We start from the raw sequence: 19,123 nt of genomic DNA, 5'->3' as shown, positions 1-19,123 counted from the left end.
GCATAGCGGCCCCGATTACTCGATCAGGACGGTGACCTGTCCCGGCGCATCTGGGTAACGAGGGTAAAGCGGTCATCCGGGTGCACCGTCTCGGACACCGCCATCAGGTCGCCGTTTTCCTCGCGGTAATGGCGAATGATCTTCAGCCCCGGCGCGCCTGCGTCGGCCTTCAGCACCCGGGCCATTTCCGCGCTCAGCAACACTGCCCGCACCTGCTGGTCGACCACCGCGATCGCCCGGCCATAGTGCTGCTCGATCAGCCCCGCAATCAGCTGGTCGGGGTGTTCGCGGGCCAACTCGATGACCTCGGCATAGTCGCGCTGCGCGTACACATCGGTCCAGCACAGCGGCGCCGCGTTGTGCGCGCGGTCGACACGGATGCTCGACACGCAGAAGTAGTGCTCGCCCGGAACCAGCCCCAGCCGCGCCGCCTCGCTCAGGTCGGCGACGAAGTGGCGCACGTCCTGGATTTCCCGTTGCTGGGTTTGCGCCAGGTGCGCCAGTTCCGCCACGCTGGCCAGTGACTGCGAGTAGCCACCGCGCGGGCTGCTGGCCTCCACCCGGGTACCCACGCGCTTGCGCCGCGATACCAGCCCTTGGTCGAGCAACTGGTTGATCGCCGCGCGCACCGTGTGTCGGCTCACATCGTACAGGTCGCACAGCTCGAACTCGGTCGGCAGAAGGCTGCCCACCGGGTAGCGGCCGCTGGCGATGCCTTCCATCAAGTCCTTTGCCACGATGGAATAGCGCGTCGGGTTCATAGCTTTGGTCTGTCTCGCAAATTTGTAACAGCGGCGGGGGCAAAGCGGCCCCGGAAATCAAGCCTGCGCGGGCAAGCTCATATGCAGCAAGGGGAACGGTCGGCCTTCGCCATCCAGCGGTGAGCGGCCAGTCTGGATGAAGCCGTAATGGCGGTAGAAACCCACCGCCTGCGGGTTCTGCTCGTTGACATCGACGCTCATCGTGCTGCGCGATTGGCGGCCGAAATCCAGCAGTGCGCGGCCTATGCCCTGGCCGTGACGCTCAGGGTCGACGAAGAGCATTTCCACGTGGTCGCCATTGAAACCGATGAAGCCCAGCGGGCGGTCTTCGCTGTCAACCGCAACCCAGAGTTCGACGGCCTGAAAGTAGACGTCGCGCAACTGCGGCAGCAGCGCGTCGATGTCGGAGGCTTGCAGAAAATGATGGGTGGCGCGTACGGCGCGCAGCCAGATATCGAGCAGTTGCAGGTGATCTGCAGCGATGCTTTGGCGAATGATCATGGAGTCGTGCCTGGCGGTATATGGTCGGGGCAGGGAGGAAGAAAAAGGGTACCCGGATTATGTGAGGCGGGGCAATGGACGGTGGGGCAAGGCACCAGCTGATGTGTCGCCCGGGCCGGCCCTTTCGCGGGTAAACCCGCTCCCACAAGCAAGCACTGCCCTCAAGCCCGGCGCCGTACCTGTGGGGGGCGCCATACCTGTGGGAGCGGCTTTAGCCGCGAACACCGGCGCAGCCGGTGCCATGCACCGAGTTGGATTCTTCGCGGCTGAAGCCGCTCCCACAGAGGTTGCGCACATGCCTGGAAAACAGTGTCTAGAAGCCCGCCTCCAGGCCCAGCAGGTCCTGCACCGTCTGCCTGCGGCGAATCATCCGCAGCGCCCCATCCTCGATCAGGAATTCCGGCAGCAACGGCCGGCTGTTGTAGTTTGACGACATCGACGCGCCATAGGCCCCGGCGTCGTGGATCACCAGCAGGTCACCCACCTGCGCCTGGGGCAGGTCATGTGGGGTCAGTTCCTGGTCATCCTGGGTAAATACATCACCCGACTCGCACAGCGGCCCGGCCACCACGGTCGGCTGACATGGGCGCTGCACCGGATGGCCGTCGGCGTCGAGCAGGGTCATGCTGTGGTAGGCGCCGTACATCGCAGGGCGTATCAGGTCGTTGAAGCCGGCGTCGATCATGACGAAGGTATTGCGGCCCACCTGCTTCACGGCGCGTACCTCGGCCACCAGGTAGCCCGATTCCGCCACCAGGAAGCGCCCTGGCTCGATCTCCATGCGCACGGGGTGGCCCAGCATCGCTTCGATCTCCTTGCGGGCCACGGCCCAGGTCCGGGCGTAGCGTTGCAGGTCGACCGGCTTGTCGCTGCTGCGGTACGGGGTGGAAAGGCCGCCGCCAATGGAGAACGCTTCGATGTCCACGCCCAGGCGGCCGATCAGCTCGATCATCGAGCGCGCCACTTGCTCCAGATGCTGATAATCCACCCCCGAGCCGATGTGCATGTGCACCCCTACCAGGTGCAGGCCATGGGTTTTCACGCAGGCCAGCGCTTCGCCCAGCTCTTCATGCCAGATGCCGTGCTTGCTGTTCTCGCCGCCAGTGTTGGTCTTGCGGCTGTGGCCGTGACCGAAGCCGGGGTTGATGCGGATCCACACGCGGTGGCCAGGCGAGCGTTCACCCAGTTGGCGCAGCATGTCGATGGAGCCGGCGTTGACTTCGATCTTCGAGGCCACCACCCGCTCCAGAGTCGGCCGATCCAGCGCGTCGCAGGTCAGCACCACGCCGGCAGGGTCGCCATCCACGCTTGCACCCGCAGCAAAAGCCCGTTCCATTTCGCCCAGCGACACTGCGTCCAGCACCAGGCCGTGGGCGCGCATCAGGCGCAGCACATGCAGGTTGGGGTTGGCCTTCTGGGCGAAGCGCACGGTGTCGAACACCTTCAGCTGTTCGACACGCTCGGCGATGGTGCCGGCGTCGTAGGCCCACAGCGGCGAGCCGTGCTGGCGGACAGCCTCGGCCAGAAGAGTGAAGGGTGCAGTCATGGCGGCGCTACTCATATAAAGAAGGCCATGAGGATGAGCCAAAGCAGGAATTCAGAAAAATAGCTATTTTTCTGTCAGCCATTCATATCTGATATGGCTATTGCCGACTTACCAGGTATCGCTGTGAAACTGTCCGTCCGCCATATCGAAGTGTTCCGCGCCATCATGGCCGCTGGCAGCGTCACCGGGGCTGCGCGCCTGCTGTTCACCTCGCAGCCCACTGTCAGCCGCGAACTGGCGCGGCTGGAGCAGGTTACCGGGCTGAACCTGTTCGAGCGCGAAGGTGGCCGCCTGGTGGCGACGGCCCAGGCGCTGCTGTTGATCGAGGAGGTTGAGCGGGCTTACGTGGGGCTGGAGCGCATCGACCGCTTTGCCCAGGCCATCCGCAATTTCGAGCAGGGCCGGCTGGCCATTACCTGCCTGCCGCTGTTTTCCCAGACCTTGCTGCCCAAGGCTTGCCAGCGCTTTCACCAGCAGCACCGGGGCGTGAGCGTGAGTATCCTGGCGCAGGAGTCGCCGTTGCTGGAGGAATCACTGGTGGCCCAGCAGCATGACCTGGGCCTGACCGAGGTCGAGCAGATACCGCGTGGCGCCTACGGCGAATTGCTGTTCAGTGCCAACATGGTGTGCGTGCTGCCCGACGGGCACCCGTTGCAGGCCAGGGCAGAGCTGGAACTGAGCGATTTCCACGAGGTTGACTTCATCAACCTGGCCAGCCTGGACACCTACCGGCAACGCCTGGACCAGCACTTTCGCGCGGCAGGGGTGAACCGCCGCACGGTCATCGAGACCACCAGTGCTGCCTCGGTCTGCGCCATGGTCAGGCAGGGCCTGGGGGTGGCAATCATCAACCCGCTGAGCGGCCTGGAGGCGGCGCAGGGCGGGTTGCCGATCCGGCGGTTGCGGGTGTCGGTGCCGTATCAGGTGATGCTGATCAGGCCGGACCACCGGCCGGCGTCGGCGGCGGTGGAGCCGTTTTGTGAGGCGTTGCGGGTACAGGCACAGGAAATGCAGTCTGCATTGCTCTAGCGCCTGGCTCGCTTCATCGGTTTTGTGCAGCCTGTACCGGCCTCATCGCCGGCAAGCCAGCTCCCACACCGACCATGGCTGCCTCAAGTCATGTGCAGTACCTGTGGGAGCTGGCTTGCCGGCGATGAGGCCAGTACAGGCAACACAAGAGCAGGGATACAGCCGGAATTTTCGGCTCAGAGCTCGCAGACCAAGGTACCAGTCCCGGCCAGGATGTTCTCCAGGGTTTCCTTCACTTCATCCATGTCGCTCAACTCGCTGGTCAGGTTGATTTCCAGCACCTCATCGCCCTTCAGTGCGTCGCGGTCGCCGGCCGCCACCTCGATCAGCAGGCGCTTGGCGCTCAGGGTCACTTTCAGGCCATCCAGCGTCGACGGCTCGTCATCCAGTGTCAGGTCAACGGTGTCTTCGTCCGGGTAGCGGGTCAGCAGGAACATCTGACCCTTGTCGCTGTGGCAGCACAGGGTCGCCATGTTGTCTTCCTCGTCATCGCAAGGGGTGGCGAACAGCAGGGCAGTATTGATTTGCATGGACAAGGCTCGGATCAAAGGAAACGGAAGGGAATTCTGACAGTCTTGCCGACAGGCATAAACGTAAAGTTACCCCCCCTTGACCGAAATTGTCGCAGCGCTGCAAGCCTTGATGACCGATCAGTCGTTAAGCTTCGGCGAGCCCTGGGCGTGCCTGCGCACGTTCAACGCCTGGTTTTACCGTCCGCCTTGCCACGGGTTGGCTATCGTTGATCCGTACACGGCGCACGCAGCGACGCTTCAATTATTACAAAGCCCAAGCGGAGTACCACAGATGGCGTTCTTCACCGCAGCCAGCAAAGCCGACTTCCAGCATCAACTGCAAGCGGCCCTGGCGCAGCACATCAGCGAACAGTCCCTGCCACAAGTTGCGCTGTTCGCCGAGCAGTTCTTCGGCATCATCTCTCTGGACGAACTCACCCAGCGCAGGCTTTCCGACCTGGCCGGCTGCACCCTGTCAGCCTGGCGCATCATCGAGCGTTTCGACCCTGAGTACCCGCAAGTACGGGTGTACAACCCCGACTACGAACGCAATGGCTGGCAATCGACCCACAGCGTGGTCGAAGTGCTGCACCACGACCTGCCGTTCCTGGTCGACTCGGTACGCACCGAGCTCAACCGCCGCGGCTACAGCATCCACACCTTGCAGACCACCGTGCTCAGCGTGCGCCGCGGCGCCAAGGGCGAGCTGCTGGAACTGCTGCCCAAGGGCACCCAGGGCGAGGGCGTACGCCATGAGTCGCTGATGTACCTGGAGATCGACCGTTGCGCCAACGCTGCCGAACTGACGGTACTGGCCCGCGAGATCGAGCAGGTGCTGGCCGAGGTGCGGGTGGTGGTGGCCGACTTCGAACCGATGAAGGCCAAGCTGCGTGAAGTGGTGGCGGAGGTGGAGCAGACCGCCTTTGGCCCGGCGCACCACGAAAAGGGCGAGGTCAAGGCGTTCCTCGAGTGGCTGCTGGACAACCACTTCACCTTCCTGGGCTATGAAGAATTCACCGTCAAGGGCGACGCCGATGGCGGCCAGATGGTCTACGACGAGCAGTCGTTCCTCGGCCTGCCGCGCCGCCTGCGCGTGGGCCTGACGAGCGACGAGCTGCGCATCGAAGACTACGCCGTGGCCTACCTCAACGAACCGTTGCTGCTGTCCTTCGCGAAGGCCGCCCTGCCAAGCCGCGTACACCGCCCGGCCTACCCGGACTACGTGTCGATCCGCCAGCTGGACGCCGATGGCAAGGTGATCAAGGAACACCGCTTCATGGGCCTGTACACCTCGTCGGTGTACGGTGAAAGCGTGCATGCCATCCCTTATATCCGGCAGAAGGTCACCGAAGTCGAGCGCCGCTCGGGCTTCGATCCCAAGGCCCACCTGGGCAAGGAACTGGCCCAGGTGCTGGAAGTGCTGCCGCGCGACGACCTGTTCCAGACCCCGGTCGACGAGCTGTTCAGCACTGTCATGTCGATCGTGCAGATCCAGGAACGCAACAAGATCCGCGTGTTCCTGCGCAAGGACCCATACGGCCGCTTCTGCTACTGCCTGGCCTATGTACCGCGGGAAATCTACTCCACCGAAGTGCGGCAGAAGATCCAGCAGGTGCTGATGGAGCGCCTGAAGGCCAGCGACTGCGAATTCTGGACCTTCTTCTCCGAATCGGTGCTGGCCCGTGTACAGCTGATTCTGCGGGTAGACCCGAAAAACCGCATCGACATCGACCCGCAGCAGCTGGAACGCGAAGTGATCCAGGCCTGCCGTTCGTGGCATGACGACTACTCGGCGCTGGTAATCGAAAACTTCGGCGAAGCCCAGGGCACCAACATCCTCGCCGACTTCCCCAAAGGTTTCCCGGCTGGCTACCGCGAGCGCTTTGCCGCGCATTCGGCAGTGGTCGACCTGCAGCACGTGCTGAACCTGTCGGAAAGCAAGCCGCTGGCGATGAGCTTCTACCAGCCGCTGACCCAGGTCGGCGAGCGCACCCTGCACTGCAAGCTGTACCACGCCGACACGCCGCTGGCGCTGTCCGACGTGCTGCCGATCCTGGAGAACCTTGGCCTGCGCGTGCTCGGCGAGTTCCCGTACCGCCTGCGCCATGCCAATGGCCGCGGCTACTGGATCCACGACTTCGCCTTCACCTACAGCGAAGGCCTGAGCCTGGACATCCAGCAGCTCAACGACACCCTGCAGGACGCCTTCATCCACATCGTCCGCGGCGATGCCGAGAACGACGCCTTCAACCGCCTGGTGCTTACCGCCGGCCTGCCATGGCGTGATGTGGCGCTGCTGCGCGCCTACGCCCGTTACCTGAAGCAGATTCGCCTGGGCTTCGACCTGGGCTACATCGCCAGCACCCTGAACAACCACACCGACATCGCCCGCGAGCTGACCCGGTTGTTCAAGACCCGCTTCTACCTGGCGCGCAAGCTCACCCAGGAGGACCTGGATGACAAGCAGCTGCGCCTGGAACAAGCCATCCTGACCGCGCTGGACGACGTACAGGTACTCAACGAAGACCGCATCCTGCGCCGCTACCTGGACCTGATCAAGGCCACCCTGCGCACCAACTTCTACCAGCCGGACGCCAACGGCCTCAACAAGTCGTACTTCAGCTTCAAGTTCAACCCCAAGTTGATCCCCGAGCTGCCCAAACCTGTGCCAAAGTTCGAGATCTTCGTCTACTCGCCACGGGTCGAGGGCGTGCACCTGCGCTTTGGCAACGTGGCCCGCGGTGGCCTGCGCTGGTCCGATCGCGAGGAAGACTTCCGCACCGAGGTGCTGGGCCTGGTCAAAGCCCAGCAGGTGAAGAACTCGGTCATCGTGCCGGTCGGCGCCAAGGGCGGCTTCCTGCCGCGCCGCCTGCCGCTGGGCGGCAGCCGTGACGAGATCGCCGCCGAGGGCGTGGCGTGCTACCGCATCTTCATTTCCGGCCTGCTCGACATCACCGACAACCTCAAGGACGGTGGCGTGGTGCCGCCGGCCAACGTGGTACGCCATGACGATGACGACCCGTACCTGGTGGTGGCGGCCGACAAGGGCACCGCGACCTTCTCGGACATCGCCAACGGCATTGCCATCGACTACGGCTTCTGGCTGGGCGACGCCTTCGCCTCGGGCGGCTCGGCCGGTTACGACCACAAGAAGATGGGCATTACCGCGCGCGGCGCCTGGGTGGGCGTACAGCGCCACTTCCGCGAGCGCGGCATCAATGTGCAGGAAGACCCGATCACCGTCATTGGCGTCGGCGACATGGCCGGCGACGTGTTCGGCAACGGCCTGCTGATGTCCGACAAGCTGCAACTGGTGGCCGCGTTCAACCACCTGCACATCTTCATCGACCCGAACCCGGAGCCAGCCGCAAGCTTTGCCGAACGCAAGCGCCTGTTCGACCTGCCGCGCTCGGCCTGGAGCGACTACGACACCAGCATCATGTCCGAAGGCGGCGGGATCTTCCCGCGCAGTGCCAAGAGCATCGCCATCAGCCCGCAGATGAAAGAGCGCTTCGCCATCGACGCCGACCGCCTGACCCCGACCGAGCTGCTCAATGCGCTGCTCAAGGCACCGGTAGACCTGCTGTGGAACGGTGGCATCGGTACCTACGTCAAGGCCAGTACCGAGAGCCATGCCGATGTCGGCGACAAGGCCAACGACGCGCTGCGGGTCAATGGCAACGAACTGCGCTGCAAGGTGGTGGGCGAGGGCGGCAACCTGGGCATGACCCAGCTTGGCCGGGTCGAGTTCGGCCTGCACGGCGGCGCCACCAACACCGACTTCATCGACAACGCCGGCGGCGTGGACTGCTCCGACCACGAGGTCAACATCAAGATCCTGCTCAACGAAGTGGTGCAGGGTGGCGACATGACCGAGAAGCAGCGCAACCAGCTGCTGGGCAGCATGACCGACGAAGTGGCCGGCCTGGTGCTGGGCAACAACTACAAGCAGACCCAGGCGTTGTCGCTGGCGGCCCGCCGTGCCCGCGAGCGCATTGCCGAGTACAAGCGCCTGATGGCCGACCTGGAAGCCCGTGGCAAGCTGGACCGCGCCATCGAGTTCCTGCCGTCCGAGGAACAGTTGGCCGAGCGCCTGGCCGCCGGCCAGGGCCTGACCCGCGCCGAGCTGTCGGTGCTGATCTCGTACAGCAAGATCGACCTCAAGGAACAGCTGCTCAAGTCGCTGGTGCCGGACGACGACTACCTGACCCGCGACATGGAAACCGCCTTCCCACCGTCGCTGGTCAGCAAGTTCGCCGAATCCATGCGCCGTCACCGCCTGAAGCGCGAGATCGTCAGCACCCAGATCGCCAACGACCTGGTCAACAACATGGGCATCACCTTCGTCCAGCGCCTGAAGGAGTCGACCGGCATGAGCCCGGCCAACGTGGCCGGGGCCTATGTGATCGTGCGCGACATCTTCCACCTGCCGCACTGGTTCCGCCAGATCGAGGCACTGGACTACCAGGTGCCGGCGGAGATCCAGCTGACCCTGATGGACGAGCTGATGCGCCTGGGCCGCCGTGCCACCCGCTGGTTCCTGCGCAGCCGCCGCAACGAGCAGGACGCCGGGCGTGACACCGCGCACTTCGGGCCGAAGATCGCGCAACTGGGGCTCAAGCTCGACGAGTTGCTCGAAGGCCCGACCCGCGAGCGCTGGATGGTGCGCTACCAGGGCTTCGTCGACGCCGGTGTGCCGGAATTGCTGGCGCGCATGGTGGCTGGCACCAGCCATCTGTACACCCTGCTGCCGATCATCGAGGCGGCTGATGTCACCGGCCATGAGCCGGCGCAGGTGGCCAAGGCGTTCTTCGCCGTGGGCAGCGCGCTGGACCTGACCTGGTACCTGCAGGAAATCAGCAACCTGCCGGTGGAGAACAACTGGCAGGCGCTGGCCCGCGAGGCGTTCCGCGACGACATCGACCTGCAGCAGCGGGCGATCACCATCTCGGTATTGCAGATGGCCGATGCGCCGGAAGACATGGACGCCCGCGTGGCGCTGTGGGCCGAGCAGCACCGGGTGATGGTGGAGCGCTGGCGCGCCATGCTGGATGACCTGCGCAATGCTACCGGTACCGACTATGCGATGTACGCGGTGGCCAACCGCGAGCTGGTCGACCTGGCCATGAGCGGGCAGGCGGCGGTGGTGCCGTCCTGAGCCATGAGCTGAAATGAAAAGCCCCGGCAGTGATGCCGGGGCTTTTTTGTATTCCTGTGCTGGCCCTTTCGCGGGTGAACCCGCTCCCACAGGGATATCACAAGACTTGAGTGTAGTGAGTCCCTGTGGGAGCGGGTTTACCCGCGAAGAGGCCGGTACAGGCTTACTTGAACCTGCGCTCCACCCCTTTCTCGACCAGGATCTTCGCCGAAATCTCCTCCACGGAAAAATGCGTGGAATTGATGTTGGGAATGTTCTCCCGGCGGAACAGGCTTTCCACCTCGCGCACTTCGAACTCGCACTGGGCAAAGCTGGAATAGCGGCTGTTGGGCTTGCGCTCATGGCGGATGGCGGTCAGCCGGTCCGGGTCGATGGTCAGGCCGAACAGCTTGTTGTGGTGCTTTTTCAGCACCGCCGGCAGTTGCAGGCGCTCCATGTCGTCCTCGGTCAGCGGGTAGTTGGCGGCGCGGATGCCGAACTGCATGGCCATGTACAGGCAGGTGGGGGTCTTGCCGCAGCGCGATACGCCTACCAGGATCAGGTCGGCCTTGTCGTAGTAATGGGTCCGCGCGCCGTCGTCGTTGTCGAGGGCGAAATTCACCGCCTCGATGCGTTCCATGTAGTTGGAATTGCCGCCGATCGAGTGCGATTTGCCGACGGAATACGACGAATGGGCAGTCAATTCCTGCTCAAGCGGGGACAAAAACGAAGAAAAGATGTCGATCATGAAGCCATTCGAGGTCGCCAGTATCTCACGGATGTCCTGGTTGACGATGGTGTCGAAGATGATCGGGCGTACACCATCGCGCTCGGCCGCAGCGTTGATTTGCTGGACCATGGTCCGCGCCTTTTCCGGCGAATCGATGTAGGGGCGGGTGAATTTATTGAACGGAATGCTCTCGAATTGAGCGAGCAGACTCTGGCCCAGGGTTTCGGCAGTGATGCCGGTGCCGTCGGAGATGAAGAACGCGGTTCGTTTCATTTGCGATCTGGGCCTTAAGCTGATGACGTTTTCTGGATATGATAAGTTCGGTTTGCCGAATGCGGCTGTCGGCATTCTCACTTATTTTCCGGGTACAGGCCACAAGCGTCCGGCCAAGTCAAAGAAGGCAGGCGGGCGCCCTTGAGCTTTTCCAACACAGTTAGTGGAGAGATCACCTTGGTAGAGTACGTAGTTTCCCTCGATAAGCTCGGCGTCCATGATGTGGAGCATGTGGGGGGCAAGAACGCATCCCTGGGCGAGATGATCAGCAACCTCGCAGGTGCTGGTGTATCGGTGCCGGGCGGCTTTGCCACTACGGCGCAGGCGTACCGCGATTTTCTCGAACAGAGTGGTCTCAACGACCGTATCCACGCCGCGCTCGACGCACTCGACGTGGATGACATCAACGCCCTGACCAAGACCGGCGCGCAGATTCGCCAGTGGGTCATGGAAGCCGACTTCCCGGCCCGTCTGGATTCGGAAATCCGTACGGCCTTCGCCGAAATGGCTGCCGGCAACGACAACATGGCGGTTGCCGTGCGTTCCTCGGCCACTGCCGAAGACTTGCCGGACGCCTCGTTCGCCGGCCAGCAGGAAACCTTCCTCAACATCCGTGGCGTCGACAACGTGATCCGCGCGGCCAAGGAAGTGTTCGCCTCGCTGTTCAACGACCGCGCCATCGCCTACCGCGTGCACCAGGGCTTCGATCACAAGCTGGTGGCCCTGTCCGCCGGCGTGCAGCGCATGGTCCGTTCCGAAACCGGCACTGCCGGCGTCATGTTCACCCTTGACACCGAGTCGGGCTTCCGCGACGTGGTGTTCATCACCGGCGCCTACGGCCTGGGCGAAACCGTGGTGCAGGGTGCGGTCAACCCTGACGAATTCTACGTGCACAAACAAACCCTGGAGGCCGGCCGCCCGGCCATCCTGCGCCGCAACCTGGGCAGCAAGGCGATCAAGATGGTCTACGGCGAAGAAGCCAAGGCCGGCCGTTCGGTCAAGACTGTCGAAGTGGACCGTGCCGAGCGCGCGCGCTTCTGCCTGACCGATGCCGAGGTCAGCGAGCTGGCCAAGCAGGCCATGATCATCGAGCAGCACTACCAGCGCCCGATGGACATCGAATGGGCCAAGGACGGTGACGACGGCAAGCTGTACATCGTCCAGGCGCGCCCCGAAACGGTAAAAAGCCGCTCCAGCGCCAACGTCATGGAACGCTACCTGCTGAAAGAGAAGGGCACCGTGCTGGTCGAAGGCCGTGCCATCGGCCAGCGCATCGGCGCCGGCAAGGTTCGCGTGATCAACGACGTATCGGAAATGGACAAGGTCCAGCCGGGCGATGTGCTGGTTTCCGACATGACCGACCCGGACTGGGAACCGGTAATGAAGCGCGCCAGCGCCATCGTCACCAACCGCGGCGGGCGCACCTGCCACGCGGCGATCATCGCCCGTGAGCTGGGTATTCCGGCCGTGGTCGGTTGCGGCAACGCCACCCAGGTGCTGAAAGACGGCCAAGGCGTGACCGTTTCTTGCGCCGAAGGCGATACCGGCTTCATCTTCGAGGGCGAGCTGGGCTTCGACATCAAGCAGAACTCGGTCGATGCCATGCCCGACCTGCCGTTCAAGATCATGATGAACGTCGGCAACCCGGACCGCGCCTTCGATTTCGCCCAGCTGCCCAACGCCGGTGTCGGCCTGGCGCGCCTGGAGTTCATCATCAACCGCATGATCGGCGTGCACCCCAAGGCGCTGCTGAACTATGCAGGCCTGCCTGCCGACCTGAAAGACAGCGTCGACAAGCGCATCGCCGGCTACAACGACCCGGTAGGCTTCTATGTCGAGAAGCTGGTCGAGGGTATCAGCACCCTGGCTGCGGCCTTCTACCCGAAAAAGGTCATCGTGCGCCTGTCGGACTTCAAGTCCAACGAGTACGCCAATCTGATCGGCGGCAAGCTGTACGAGCCGGAAGAAGAAAACCCGATGCTGGGCTTCCGTGGCGCTTCGCGTTACATCAGCGAATCGTTCCGTGACTGCTTCGAGCTCGAATGCCGTGCGCTCAAGCGCGTGCGCAACGAAATGGGCCTGACCAACGTCGAGATCATGGTGCCGTTCGTGCGTACCCTGGGCGAAGCCAGCCAGGTCGTCGACCTGCTCGCCGAAAACGGCCTGGCCCGTGGCGACAACGGCCTGCGCGTGATCATGATGTGCGAACTGCCGTCCAACGCCATCCTCGCCGAAGAGTTCCTGGAATACTTCGACGGCTTCTCGATCGGCTCCAACGACCTGACCCAGCTGACCCTGGGCCTGGACCGTGATTCGGGCATCATTGCCCACCTGTTCGACGAGCGAAATCCTGCGGTGAAGAAGCTGCTGGCCAACGCCATTGCCGCGTGCAACAAGGCTGGCAAGTACATCGGCATCTGCGGCCAGGGCCCGTCGGACCACCCGGACCTGGCCAAGTGGCTGATGGAACAGGGCATCGACAGCGTGTCGCTGAACCCGGACTCGGTACTCGAAACCTGGTTCTACCTGGCCGAAGGGCAAGGCGCGGTCTGAAGCAGTAAAACGCGGGGGTACGTCTGGCGTATCCCCGCCTGGTTTTTTCCAGGGCGAGCTCCAGTAATGGATCCCGCCCTTTTTTGTGCACCAAGCAACCTTATGCAAAGCAGCAGCACTCTATTCCCCGTGGCCTTGCTCAGTGCCGAACGCCGCGGCGACCTCAGCGAAGACGTGTACCGGATCAAGGCCGGCAACAGCCCTGACCCCAGCGTCGAGCTGGCTGTCACCCGCCTGGGGCTGGCCGATCAGGGCCAGGCCCAGGGCGTGCCGGTCATTCTCCTGCACGGCAGCTTCTCCAACCGCCGCTTCTGGTACTCGCCCAAAGGGATTGGCCTGGGGGCCTATCTCGCCCGCGCCGGCTTCGATGTGTGGATCCCGGAAATGCGCGGCCACGGCCTGTCGCCGCGTAACCATGACTGGAAGCACAACAGCGTTGCCGCCTATGCCCGCGATGACCTGCCGCTGATTGCCGCGTTCGTGCGCGAGCAATCGGGCCAGGCGCCGCACTGGGTCGGCCATTCCCTGGGTGGTACGACCCTGGCGGCAGCGCTGGGCGGTGGCTTTCTGCCTGCCGAGCAGGTAGCCAGCGTGGCGCTGTTCGGTACCCAGATCAGCCGCGTGTACTGGCCGTTGAAGGTGCCGCCGCTGACCTGGGGGGCGAAGCTGCTGCTCAAGCGCTGGGGGCAGATTTCCGGCCCGCGTTTCAAGCGTGGGCCGGAGGATGAGCCGATCGGCCTGGCCCTAGAGAGCATGCGCTGGCATGGCCTGTTCGGGCGCTTTGGCGACAGGCAGAGCGACTGGTGGGCGGGGCTGGCCGAGGTGGATGTGCCGCTGCTGGCGGTGGCGGGTGCGGGGGACTTCCAGGACCCGGTGTGGGCCTGCCGCAAGCTGTTCGAGCAATTGGGCGGTGAGCGCAAGCAGTTTCTGCGGCTGGGCCCCGAGGAAGGCTTCGAGGCTTTCGGGCATGTCGACATGCTGGTGAGCAAGGCCGCGCAGGTGCAGGTGTGGCCGCTGGTGGAACGGTGGCTGCGTGACCCGCTGGTGCCGGTGCATGAGTCCACTGTGGTGGCGGAGCCGGTGCCCGCCAGTTGAATGGATTGCGCCTGTACTGGCCTCTTCGCGGGTAAACCCGCTCCCACAGGAACTCCACAGGGCTCGAGTGCAGTGAGGACTCTGTGGGAGCGGGTTTACCCGCGAAGAGGCCGGTACAGGCAAAACACAACTGACTGCTTGGTCCCGGATGACTGCAATGGGCTCTACGGTGTAGCCTTGGCCGATACCCGCTTTCGTTGTGACTGACAGGAGCTTCCCATGCAGCATTACGTTACGCCCGACCTGTGTGATGCCTACCCGGACCTGGTGCAAGTGCTGGAACCGATGTTCAGCAATTTCGGCGGCCGCGATTCGTTCGGTGGCCAGATCGTCACCATCAAGTGCTTCGAAGACAACTCGCTGGTCAAGGAGCAGGTCGAGCTCGATGGCAAGGGCAAGGTCTTGGTCGTCGATGGTGGTGGTTCGCTGCGCCGCGCACTGCTCGGTGACATGCTCGCCGAAAAGGCTGCCAGGAACGGCTGGGAAGGCCTGGTGATCTACGGCTGCGTGCGTGACGTCGACGTGCTGATCCAGACTGACGTCGGCGTGCAGGCCCTGGCCAGTCACCCGATGAAGACCGACAAGCGCGGCATCGGCGACCTCAACGTGGCAGTGACCTTCGCCGGGGTGACCTTCCGCCCGGGCGAGTACGTGTATGCCGACAACAATGGCGTGCTGGTCTCGCCAAGCCCGCTGAAAATGCCGGAGTGATGCGCCGCCCGCGCTGATGGAGCTTTGATGTTCGAGGAAGACAACGCGCAGTGGGGGCTGGTACACGCCCTGGTGCTCGATGGCAAAGGCGGCGCGCGCTCGATTGCCCGTACCGAGCTGGACGACCTGCAGCTGCAACCCGAGCAGAGCCTGTGGCTGCACTGGGACCGCAGCCATCCGCAAACCCGCACCTGGCTGCTGCACGACAGCGGCCTGAGCGCGTTCGCCTGCGAGCTGCTGCTGGAAGAAAACACCCGGCCGCGCCTGCTGCCCCTGGCCGATGAACAGTTGTTGCTGTTCCTGCGTGGGGTCAACCTCAACCCGGGGGCAGAGCCTGAAGACATGGTCTCGGTGCGCATCTTCGCCGAGGCGCAGCGGGTCATCTCGCTGCGCCTGCGGCCGTTGCGCGCCAGTGACGAGATTCTTCAGCAGCTCGAAGAGGGCAGGGGCCCGAAATCGGCTTCCGAGCTGTTGCTGCTGATGGGCGAACTGCTGACCGAAAAGGTCCAGGGCCTGGTCAGCGACCTGTCCGAACTGGTCGACCTGGAAGAAGAAAAGGTCGAATCCGACGAACGGTACACCCCGGAGAATGGCTGCCTGCAGCAGATCCGCCGGCGTGCCGCCGGCCTGCGGCGTTTCCTGGCTCCGCAGCGGGAGATCTACGCCCAGCTGTCGCGTAGCAAATGGAGCTGGTTCGTCGATGCCGACGCCGATTACTGGAACGAGCTGAACAACAGCCTGATCCGCTACCTCGAAGAGCTGGAACTGACCCGCGAACGGGCCGCCCTGGTGCTGGAAAGCCAGGATCGCCGGCGCAGCGAGCGCATGAACCGCACCATGTACCGCTTTGGCATCATCACCTGCATCTTCCTGCCCATGAGCTTCATCACCGGGCTGCTGGGCATCAATGTCGGCGGCATCCCGGGGGCGGAAAACCCCTATGGCTTCCTGTTTGCCTGCATCGTCGTGCTGGGGCTGGCGGTGGGGCAGTGGTGGCTGTTCCGGCGGTTGCGGTGGGTATAGATGCTCATTGACCTGCACCGGCCCTATCGCCGGCAAGCCAGCTCCCACAGGTGCACCACAGGTTTCAAGGCTTGTGGTACCCCTGTGGGAGCTGGCTTGCCGGCGATAGGGCCAGTGCAGGCAAGCGCCATTCATTTTGAAACACTCGTCCCAATGCGATGTGTGACCCATCGACCGGCCATCTCGTCTCTGACTGACACTGCGCGAGGTGCCTATGCACGATCCGTTTGAAGAATCCCTGCGCGACCTGCTCAAGGCGTCACCCTCCGGCAATGACCGGGACGACCGGGACGACGCCGCCTGCCTGGGTCGCGTACTGAAAACCGCCAACCGCCAGGTTGGCGCGGGTGATCTGTTCAGCCTGCTTGGCCGCTGGAGCCAGGCGCTGCTGATCGCCGTGAACAATGGCGCGGCGCATGTTGCGCCGGTGCGTCGACACTCTTCCCGCAACGCTGCCAACGGCAGCAAAGCAGATAAGGCCGATTGAATATGGAACTCGATCTCTGGACCCAGAGCCTGGTCACCGCCATGACTGCCCTTTGGACCAAGGTAGCGAACTTCATCCCCAACCTGTTCGGCGCGCTGGTCGTGGTGCTGCTCGGTTTCGTGGTGGCCAAGCTGCTCGACACGCTGCTGTCCAAACTGCTGGCCAAGTTCGGCCTGGACCGCCTGATGGCCGGCACCGGCCTGACCAAGATGCTCGGCCGGGTCGGCATCCAGGTGCCGATCTCCACCTTGATTGGCAAGATCGTCTACTGGTTCGTGCTGCTCATCTTCCTGGTCTCGGCCGCCGAGTCGCTGGGCCTGGAGCGGGTCTCGGCAACCCTCGACATGCTTGCCCTGTACCTGCCGAAGGTGTTCGGCGCAGCCTTGGTGCTGCTGGCTGGCGTGCTGCTGGCCCAGGTGGCAAACGGCCTGGTACGCGGCGCAGCCGAAGGCATCGGCCTGGAATACTCGGCAGGCCTGGGGCGTATCACCCAGGGCCTGGTGATCATCATCAGCATCTCGGTGGCCATCAGCCAGCTGGAGGTGAAAACCGACCTGTTGAACCATGTGATCGTGATCGGGCTGATTACCGTTGGTCTGGCCGTTGCGCTGGCAATGGGCCTGGGCAGCCGCGAAATCGCCGGGCAGATCCTGGCCGGCATCTACGTGCGCGAACTGTATCAGGTCGGCCAGCAGGTGCGGATTGGCGAGGTCGAAGGGCATATCGAGGAGATCGGTACGGTCAAGACGACGCTGCTGACCGATGATGGCGAACTGGTATCGCTGTCCAATCGTGAGCTGCTTGAACAGCGAGTCAATAGCCGCTAACCGCACAAAGCTGTTAATGTATGCCGCCGCGAAAATCGACCCACGGGGTCGCGCGGCGACATTGACCTGACTGTCGGCCAGATCCGTTTTGAATAAAGTTCATTCGCCGCCCATGCGTTATGACCCCCGCGAGCTCACCGACGAAGAGTTGGTGGCGCGTTCGCATGAGGAGCTGTACCACGTTACCCGCGCCTATGAAGAGCTCATGCGGCGCTACCAACGGACCCTGTTCAACGTCTGCGCGCGTTATCTGGGGAACGACCGTGACGCGGACGATGTCTGTCAGGAAGTCATGTTGAAAGTGCTGTACGGGCTGAAGAACTTCGAGGGTAAGTCCAAGTTCAAGACCTGGCTCTACAGCATCACCTACAACGAATGCATTACCCAGTACCGCAAAGAGCGCCGTAAACGCCGGTTGATGGATGCCTTGAGTCTGGACCCTGTGGAAGAGGCGTCCGAAGACAAGGCGCCGAAGCCGGAAGAAAAGGGCGGGCTGGACAAGTGGCTGGTGCATGTGAACCCGATTGACCGGGAAATCCTGGTGCTGCGATTTGTCGCAGAGCTGGAATTTCAGGAAATTGCCGACATCATGCACATGGGCCTGAGCGCAACGAAAATGCGCTACAAGCGCGCGCTAGACAAGCTTCGGGAGAAATTTGCCGGCCTCGATGAAACTTAGTGGCATGCAAATATCTCTAACGAACCGGCGAGTTCTGCTAGACTTGCCGTCGAGTTGTCCCCCTTGTTTGTGGTGGGACTGCTTAACTATCACCAGATGGGGATTTAACGGATGAAATTGAAAAACACCTTGGGCTTGGCCATTGGCTCGCTCGTCGCTGCTACTTCGTTCGGCGTTCTGGCTCAAGGCCAAGGCGCTGTGGAAATCGAAGGCAACGTTACCAAGCAGTACTACGACAGCGAACGTAACTTCAAGAACGACGGCACCAATCCTGGTGTTCGCCTGGGCTACTTCCTGACCGACGACGTTTCCCTGGACCTCGGCTACAACGAGACCCACAACGCTCGTGGTGAAGTCTTCAACAAAGACATCAAAGGTTCCAAGGCCAAGCTCGACGCTACCTACCACTTCGGTACCGTCGGCGACGCTCTGCGTCCGTACGTTTCCGCCGGTTTCGCTCACGAGAGCCTGGGCCAGGCCACTCGTAGCGGCCGCGACCACTCCACCTTCGCCAACGTTGGCGCTGGCGCCAAGTGGTACATCACCGACATGTTCTTTGCCCGTGCCGGCGTAGAAGCCATGTACAACATCGACAACGGCAACACCGAGTGGGGTCCGACCGTTGGTGTTGGTCTGAACTTCGGCGGCAGCCCGAAGCAAGCTGAAGTCGCTCCGGCTCCAGTTGCCGAAGTGTGCTCCGACTCCGACAACGACGGCGTTTGCGACAACGTCGACAAGTGCCCTGACACCCCGGCCAACGTTACCGTTGACGCTGATGGCTGCCCGGCTGTTGCCGAAGTCGTTCGCGTTGAGCTGGACGTCAAGTTCGACTTCGACAAGTCGGTCGTCAAGCCAAACAGCTACGGCGACATCAAGAACCTGGCTGACTTCATGAAGCAGTACCCACAGACCACCACCACCGTGGAAGGTCACACTGACTCCGTCGGCCCAGACGCTTACAACCAGAAGCTGTCCGAGCGTCGTGCCAACGCTGTCAAGCAGGTCCTGACCCAGCAGTACGGCGTAGAATCCAGCCGTGTTGACTCGGTTGGCTACGGCGAAACCCGTCCGGTTGCCGACAACGCCACCGAAGAAGGCCGCGCTGTCAACCGTCGCGTTGAAGCTCAGGTAGAAGCCCAGGCCAAGTAATTGGTTTGAAGCTTCATGAAAAACCCGGCCTCGGCCGGGTTTTTCTTTGCCCGGAATTTGTGCCACTTGTGACGGCCCTTTCGCGGGTAAACCCGCTCCCACAGGTACTG

15 protein-coding genes are annotated in these 19,123 nt (G+C 63.0%); 10 read left to right on the top strand and 5 right to left on the bottom strand.

Features of this window, described 5'->3' with window-relative positions:
• Positions 1-23: 23 nt before the first annotated feature.
• From J5M58_RS23025 to lysA, 3 genes are all read right to left on the bottom strand, one after another.
• Positions 24-761 (bottom strand): GntR family transcriptional regulator, encoded by a 738-nt coding sequence (locus J5M58_RS23025; protein WP_207879714.1) that lies wholly within the window; start codon positions 759-761, stop codon positions 24-26.
• A 57-nt stretch (positions 762-818) separates the two neighbouring features.
• On the bottom strand, positions 819-1,262 hold the full coding sequence (locus J5M58_RS23020; RefSeq protein ID WP_207879713.1) for an acetyltransferase: 444 nt from the start codon (positions 1,260-1,262) through the stop codon (positions 819-821).
• 313 nt (positions 1,263-1,575) lie between these two features.
• Positions 1,576-2,808, bottom strand: coding sequence for a diaminopimelate decarboxylase (gene lysA / locus J5M58_RS23015; RefSeq protein WP_207879710.1), 1,233 nt, complete (start codon positions 2,806-2,808; stop codon positions 1,576-1,578).
• Between the two features lie 123 nt (positions 2,809-2,931).
• Between lysA and J5M58_RS23010 the strand changes: the two genes are divergently transcribed.
• Positions 2,932-3,837, top strand: a complete 906-nt coding sequence (locus tag J5M58_RS23010) for a LysR family transcriptional regulator (RefSeq protein ID WP_207879708.1) — start codon at positions 2,932-2,934, stop codon at positions 3,835-3,837.
• 176 nt (positions 3,838-4,013) lie between these two features.
• On the opposite strand, the gene J5M58_RS23005 is transcribed toward J5M58_RS23010, so the two are convergent.
• A complete protein-coding gene (locus tag J5M58_RS23005; RefSeq protein ID WP_014591821.1) occupies positions 4,014-4,367 on the bottom strand; it encodes a hypothetical protein in 354 nt (117 codons plus the stop codon).
• 274 nt (positions 4,368-4,641) lie between these two features.
• Here J5M58_RS23005 and J5M58_RS23000 point away from each other — a divergent pair, with 274 nt between their 5' ends.
• The gene (locus J5M58_RS23000; protein WP_207879706.1) at positions 4,642-9,507 is read left to right on the top strand and encodes an NAD-glutamate dehydrogenase; all 4,866 of its coding nucleotides are present in this window, start codon (positions 4,642-4,644) and stop codon (positions 9,505-9,507) included.
• A 163-nt stretch (positions 9,508-9,670) separates the two neighbouring features.
• On the opposite strand, the gene J5M58_RS22995 is transcribed toward J5M58_RS23000, so the two are convergent.
• Complete coding sequence (locus J5M58_RS22995) at positions 9,671-10,489, bottom strand: pyruvate, water dikinase regulatory protein (protein ID WP_009684026.1); 819 nt, start codon at positions 10,487-10,489, stop codon at positions 9,671-9,673.
• A gap of 177 nt (positions 10,490-10,666) precedes the next feature.
• Here J5M58_RS22995 and ppsA point away from each other — a divergent pair, with 177 nt between their 5' ends.
• From ppsA to J5M58_RS22955, 8 genes are all read left to right on the top strand, one after another.
• The gene (gene ppsA / locus J5M58_RS22990; protein WP_112252095.1) at positions 10,667-13,042 is read left to right on the top strand and encodes a phosphoenolpyruvate synthase; all 2,376 of its coding nucleotides are present in this window, start codon (positions 10,667-10,669) and stop codon (positions 13,040-13,042) included.
• A gap of 102 nt (positions 13,043-13,144) precedes the next feature.
• Positions 13,145-14,137 (top strand): alpha/beta fold hydrolase, encoded by a 993-nt coding sequence (locus tag J5M58_RS22985; RefSeq protein ID WP_243432472.1) that lies wholly within the window; start codon positions 13,145-13,147, stop codon positions 14,135-14,137.
• A 219-nt stretch (positions 14,138-14,356) separates the two neighbouring features.
• The gene (gene rraA / locus J5M58_RS22980) at positions 14,357-14,848 is read left to right on the top strand and encodes a ribonuclease E activity regulator RraA (RefSeq protein WP_016500794.1); all 492 of its coding nucleotides are present in this window, start codon (positions 14,357-14,359) and stop codon (positions 14,846-14,848) included.
• Positions 14,849-14,875: 27 nt separating this feature from the next.
• Positions 14,876-15,871, top strand: a complete 996-nt coding sequence (locus tag J5M58_RS22975) for a zinc transporter ZntB (protein ID WP_075044192.1) — start codon at positions 14,876-14,878, stop codon at positions 15,869-15,871.
• 214 nt (positions 15,872-16,085) lie between these two features.
• Positions 16,086-16,358 (top strand): hypothetical protein, encoded by a 273-nt coding sequence (locus tag J5M58_RS22970; protein ID WP_004376140.1) that lies wholly within the window; start codon positions 16,086-16,088, stop codon positions 16,356-16,358.
• A gap of 2 nt (positions 16,359-16,360) precedes the next feature.
• Entirely contained in the window at positions 16,361-17,185 is an 825-nt protein-coding gene (locus tag J5M58_RS22965) for a mechanosensitive ion channel domain-containing protein (protein ID WP_004376138.1), read from the top strand.
• A gap of 112 nt (positions 17,186-17,297) precedes the next feature.
• Positions 17,298-17,864 (top strand): RNA polymerase sigma factor SigX, encoded by a 567-nt coding sequence (gene sigX / locus J5M58_RS22960; protein ID WP_003248665.1) that lies wholly within the window; start codon positions 17,298-17,300, stop codon positions 17,862-17,864.
• Positions 17,865-17,975: 111 nt separating this feature from the next.
• Positions 17,976-19,013 (top strand): OmpA family protein, encoded by a 1,038-nt coding sequence (locus J5M58_RS22955; RefSeq protein ID WP_004376136.1) that lies wholly within the window; start codon positions 17,976-17,978, stop codon positions 19,011-19,013.
• Positions 19,014-19,123 lie beyond the last annotated feature (110 nt).

Origin of the sequence: Pseudomonas sp. 32_A (assembly GCF_017490905.1) — a bacterium.
In the GTDB taxonomy this organism is placed as follows: Bacteria; Pseudomonadota; Gammaproteobacteria; order Pseudomonadales; family Pseudomonadaceae; genus Aquipseudomonas; species Aquipseudomonas inefficax.
Note: the sequence above shows the minus strand (reverse complement) of the source record. Positions and strands in the feature narration are given on the sequence as shown.

Bases quoted from the DNA above. Each gene is read 5' to 3' on its own strand.
- lysA (WP_207879710.1), bottom strand. From the start codon at position 2,808: ATGACTGCACCCTTCACTCTTCTGGCCGAGGCTGTCCGCCAGCACGGC.
- J5M58_RS23000 (WP_207879706.1), top strand. From the start codon at position 4,642: ATGGCGTTCTTCACCGCAGCCAGCAAAGCCGACTTCCAGCATCAACTG.
- J5M58_RS23020 (WP_207879713.1), bottom strand. From the start codon at position 1,262: ATGATCATTCGCCAAAGCATCGCTGCAGATCACCTGCAACTGCTCGAT.
- J5M58_RS23005 (WP_014591821.1), bottom strand. From the start codon at position 4,367: ATGCAAATCAATACTGCCCTGCTGTTCGCCACCCCTTGCGATGACGAG.
- J5M58_RS22985 (WP_243432472.1), top strand. From the start codon at position 13,145: ATGCAAAGCAGCAGCACTCTATTCCCCGTGGCCTTGCTCAGTGCCGAA.
- J5M58_RS22970 (WP_004376140.1), top strand. From the start codon at position 16,086: ATGCACGATCCGTTTGAAGAATCCCTGCGCGACCTGCTCAAGGCGTCA.
- J5M58_RS22995 (WP_009684026.1), bottom strand. From the start codon at position 10,489: ATGAAACGAACCGCGTTCTTCATCTCCGACGGCACCGGCATCACTGCC.
- rraA (WP_016500794.1), top strand. From the start codon at position 14,357: ATGCAGCATTACGTTACGCCCGACCTGTGTGATGCCTACCCGGACCTG.
- J5M58_RS23025 (WP_207879714.1), bottom strand. From the start codon at position 761: ATGAACCCGACGCGCTATTCCATCGTGGCAAAGGACTTGATGGAAGGC.
- J5M58_RS22975 (WP_075044192.1), top strand. From the start codon at position 14,876: ATGTTCGAGGAAGACAACGCGCAGTGGGGGCTGGTACACGCCCTGGTG.
- J5M58_RS22955 (WP_004376136.1), top strand. From the start codon at position 17,976: ATGAAATTGAAAAACACCTTGGGCTTGGCCATTGGCTCGCTCGTCGCT.
- J5M58_RS22965 (WP_004376138.1), top strand. From the start codon at position 16,361: ATGGAACTCGATCTCTGGACCCAGAGCCTGGTCACCGCCATGACTGCC.
- sigX (WP_003248665.1), top strand. From the start codon at position 17,298: ATGCGTTATGACCCCCGCGAGCTCACCGACGAAGAGTTGGTGGCGCGT.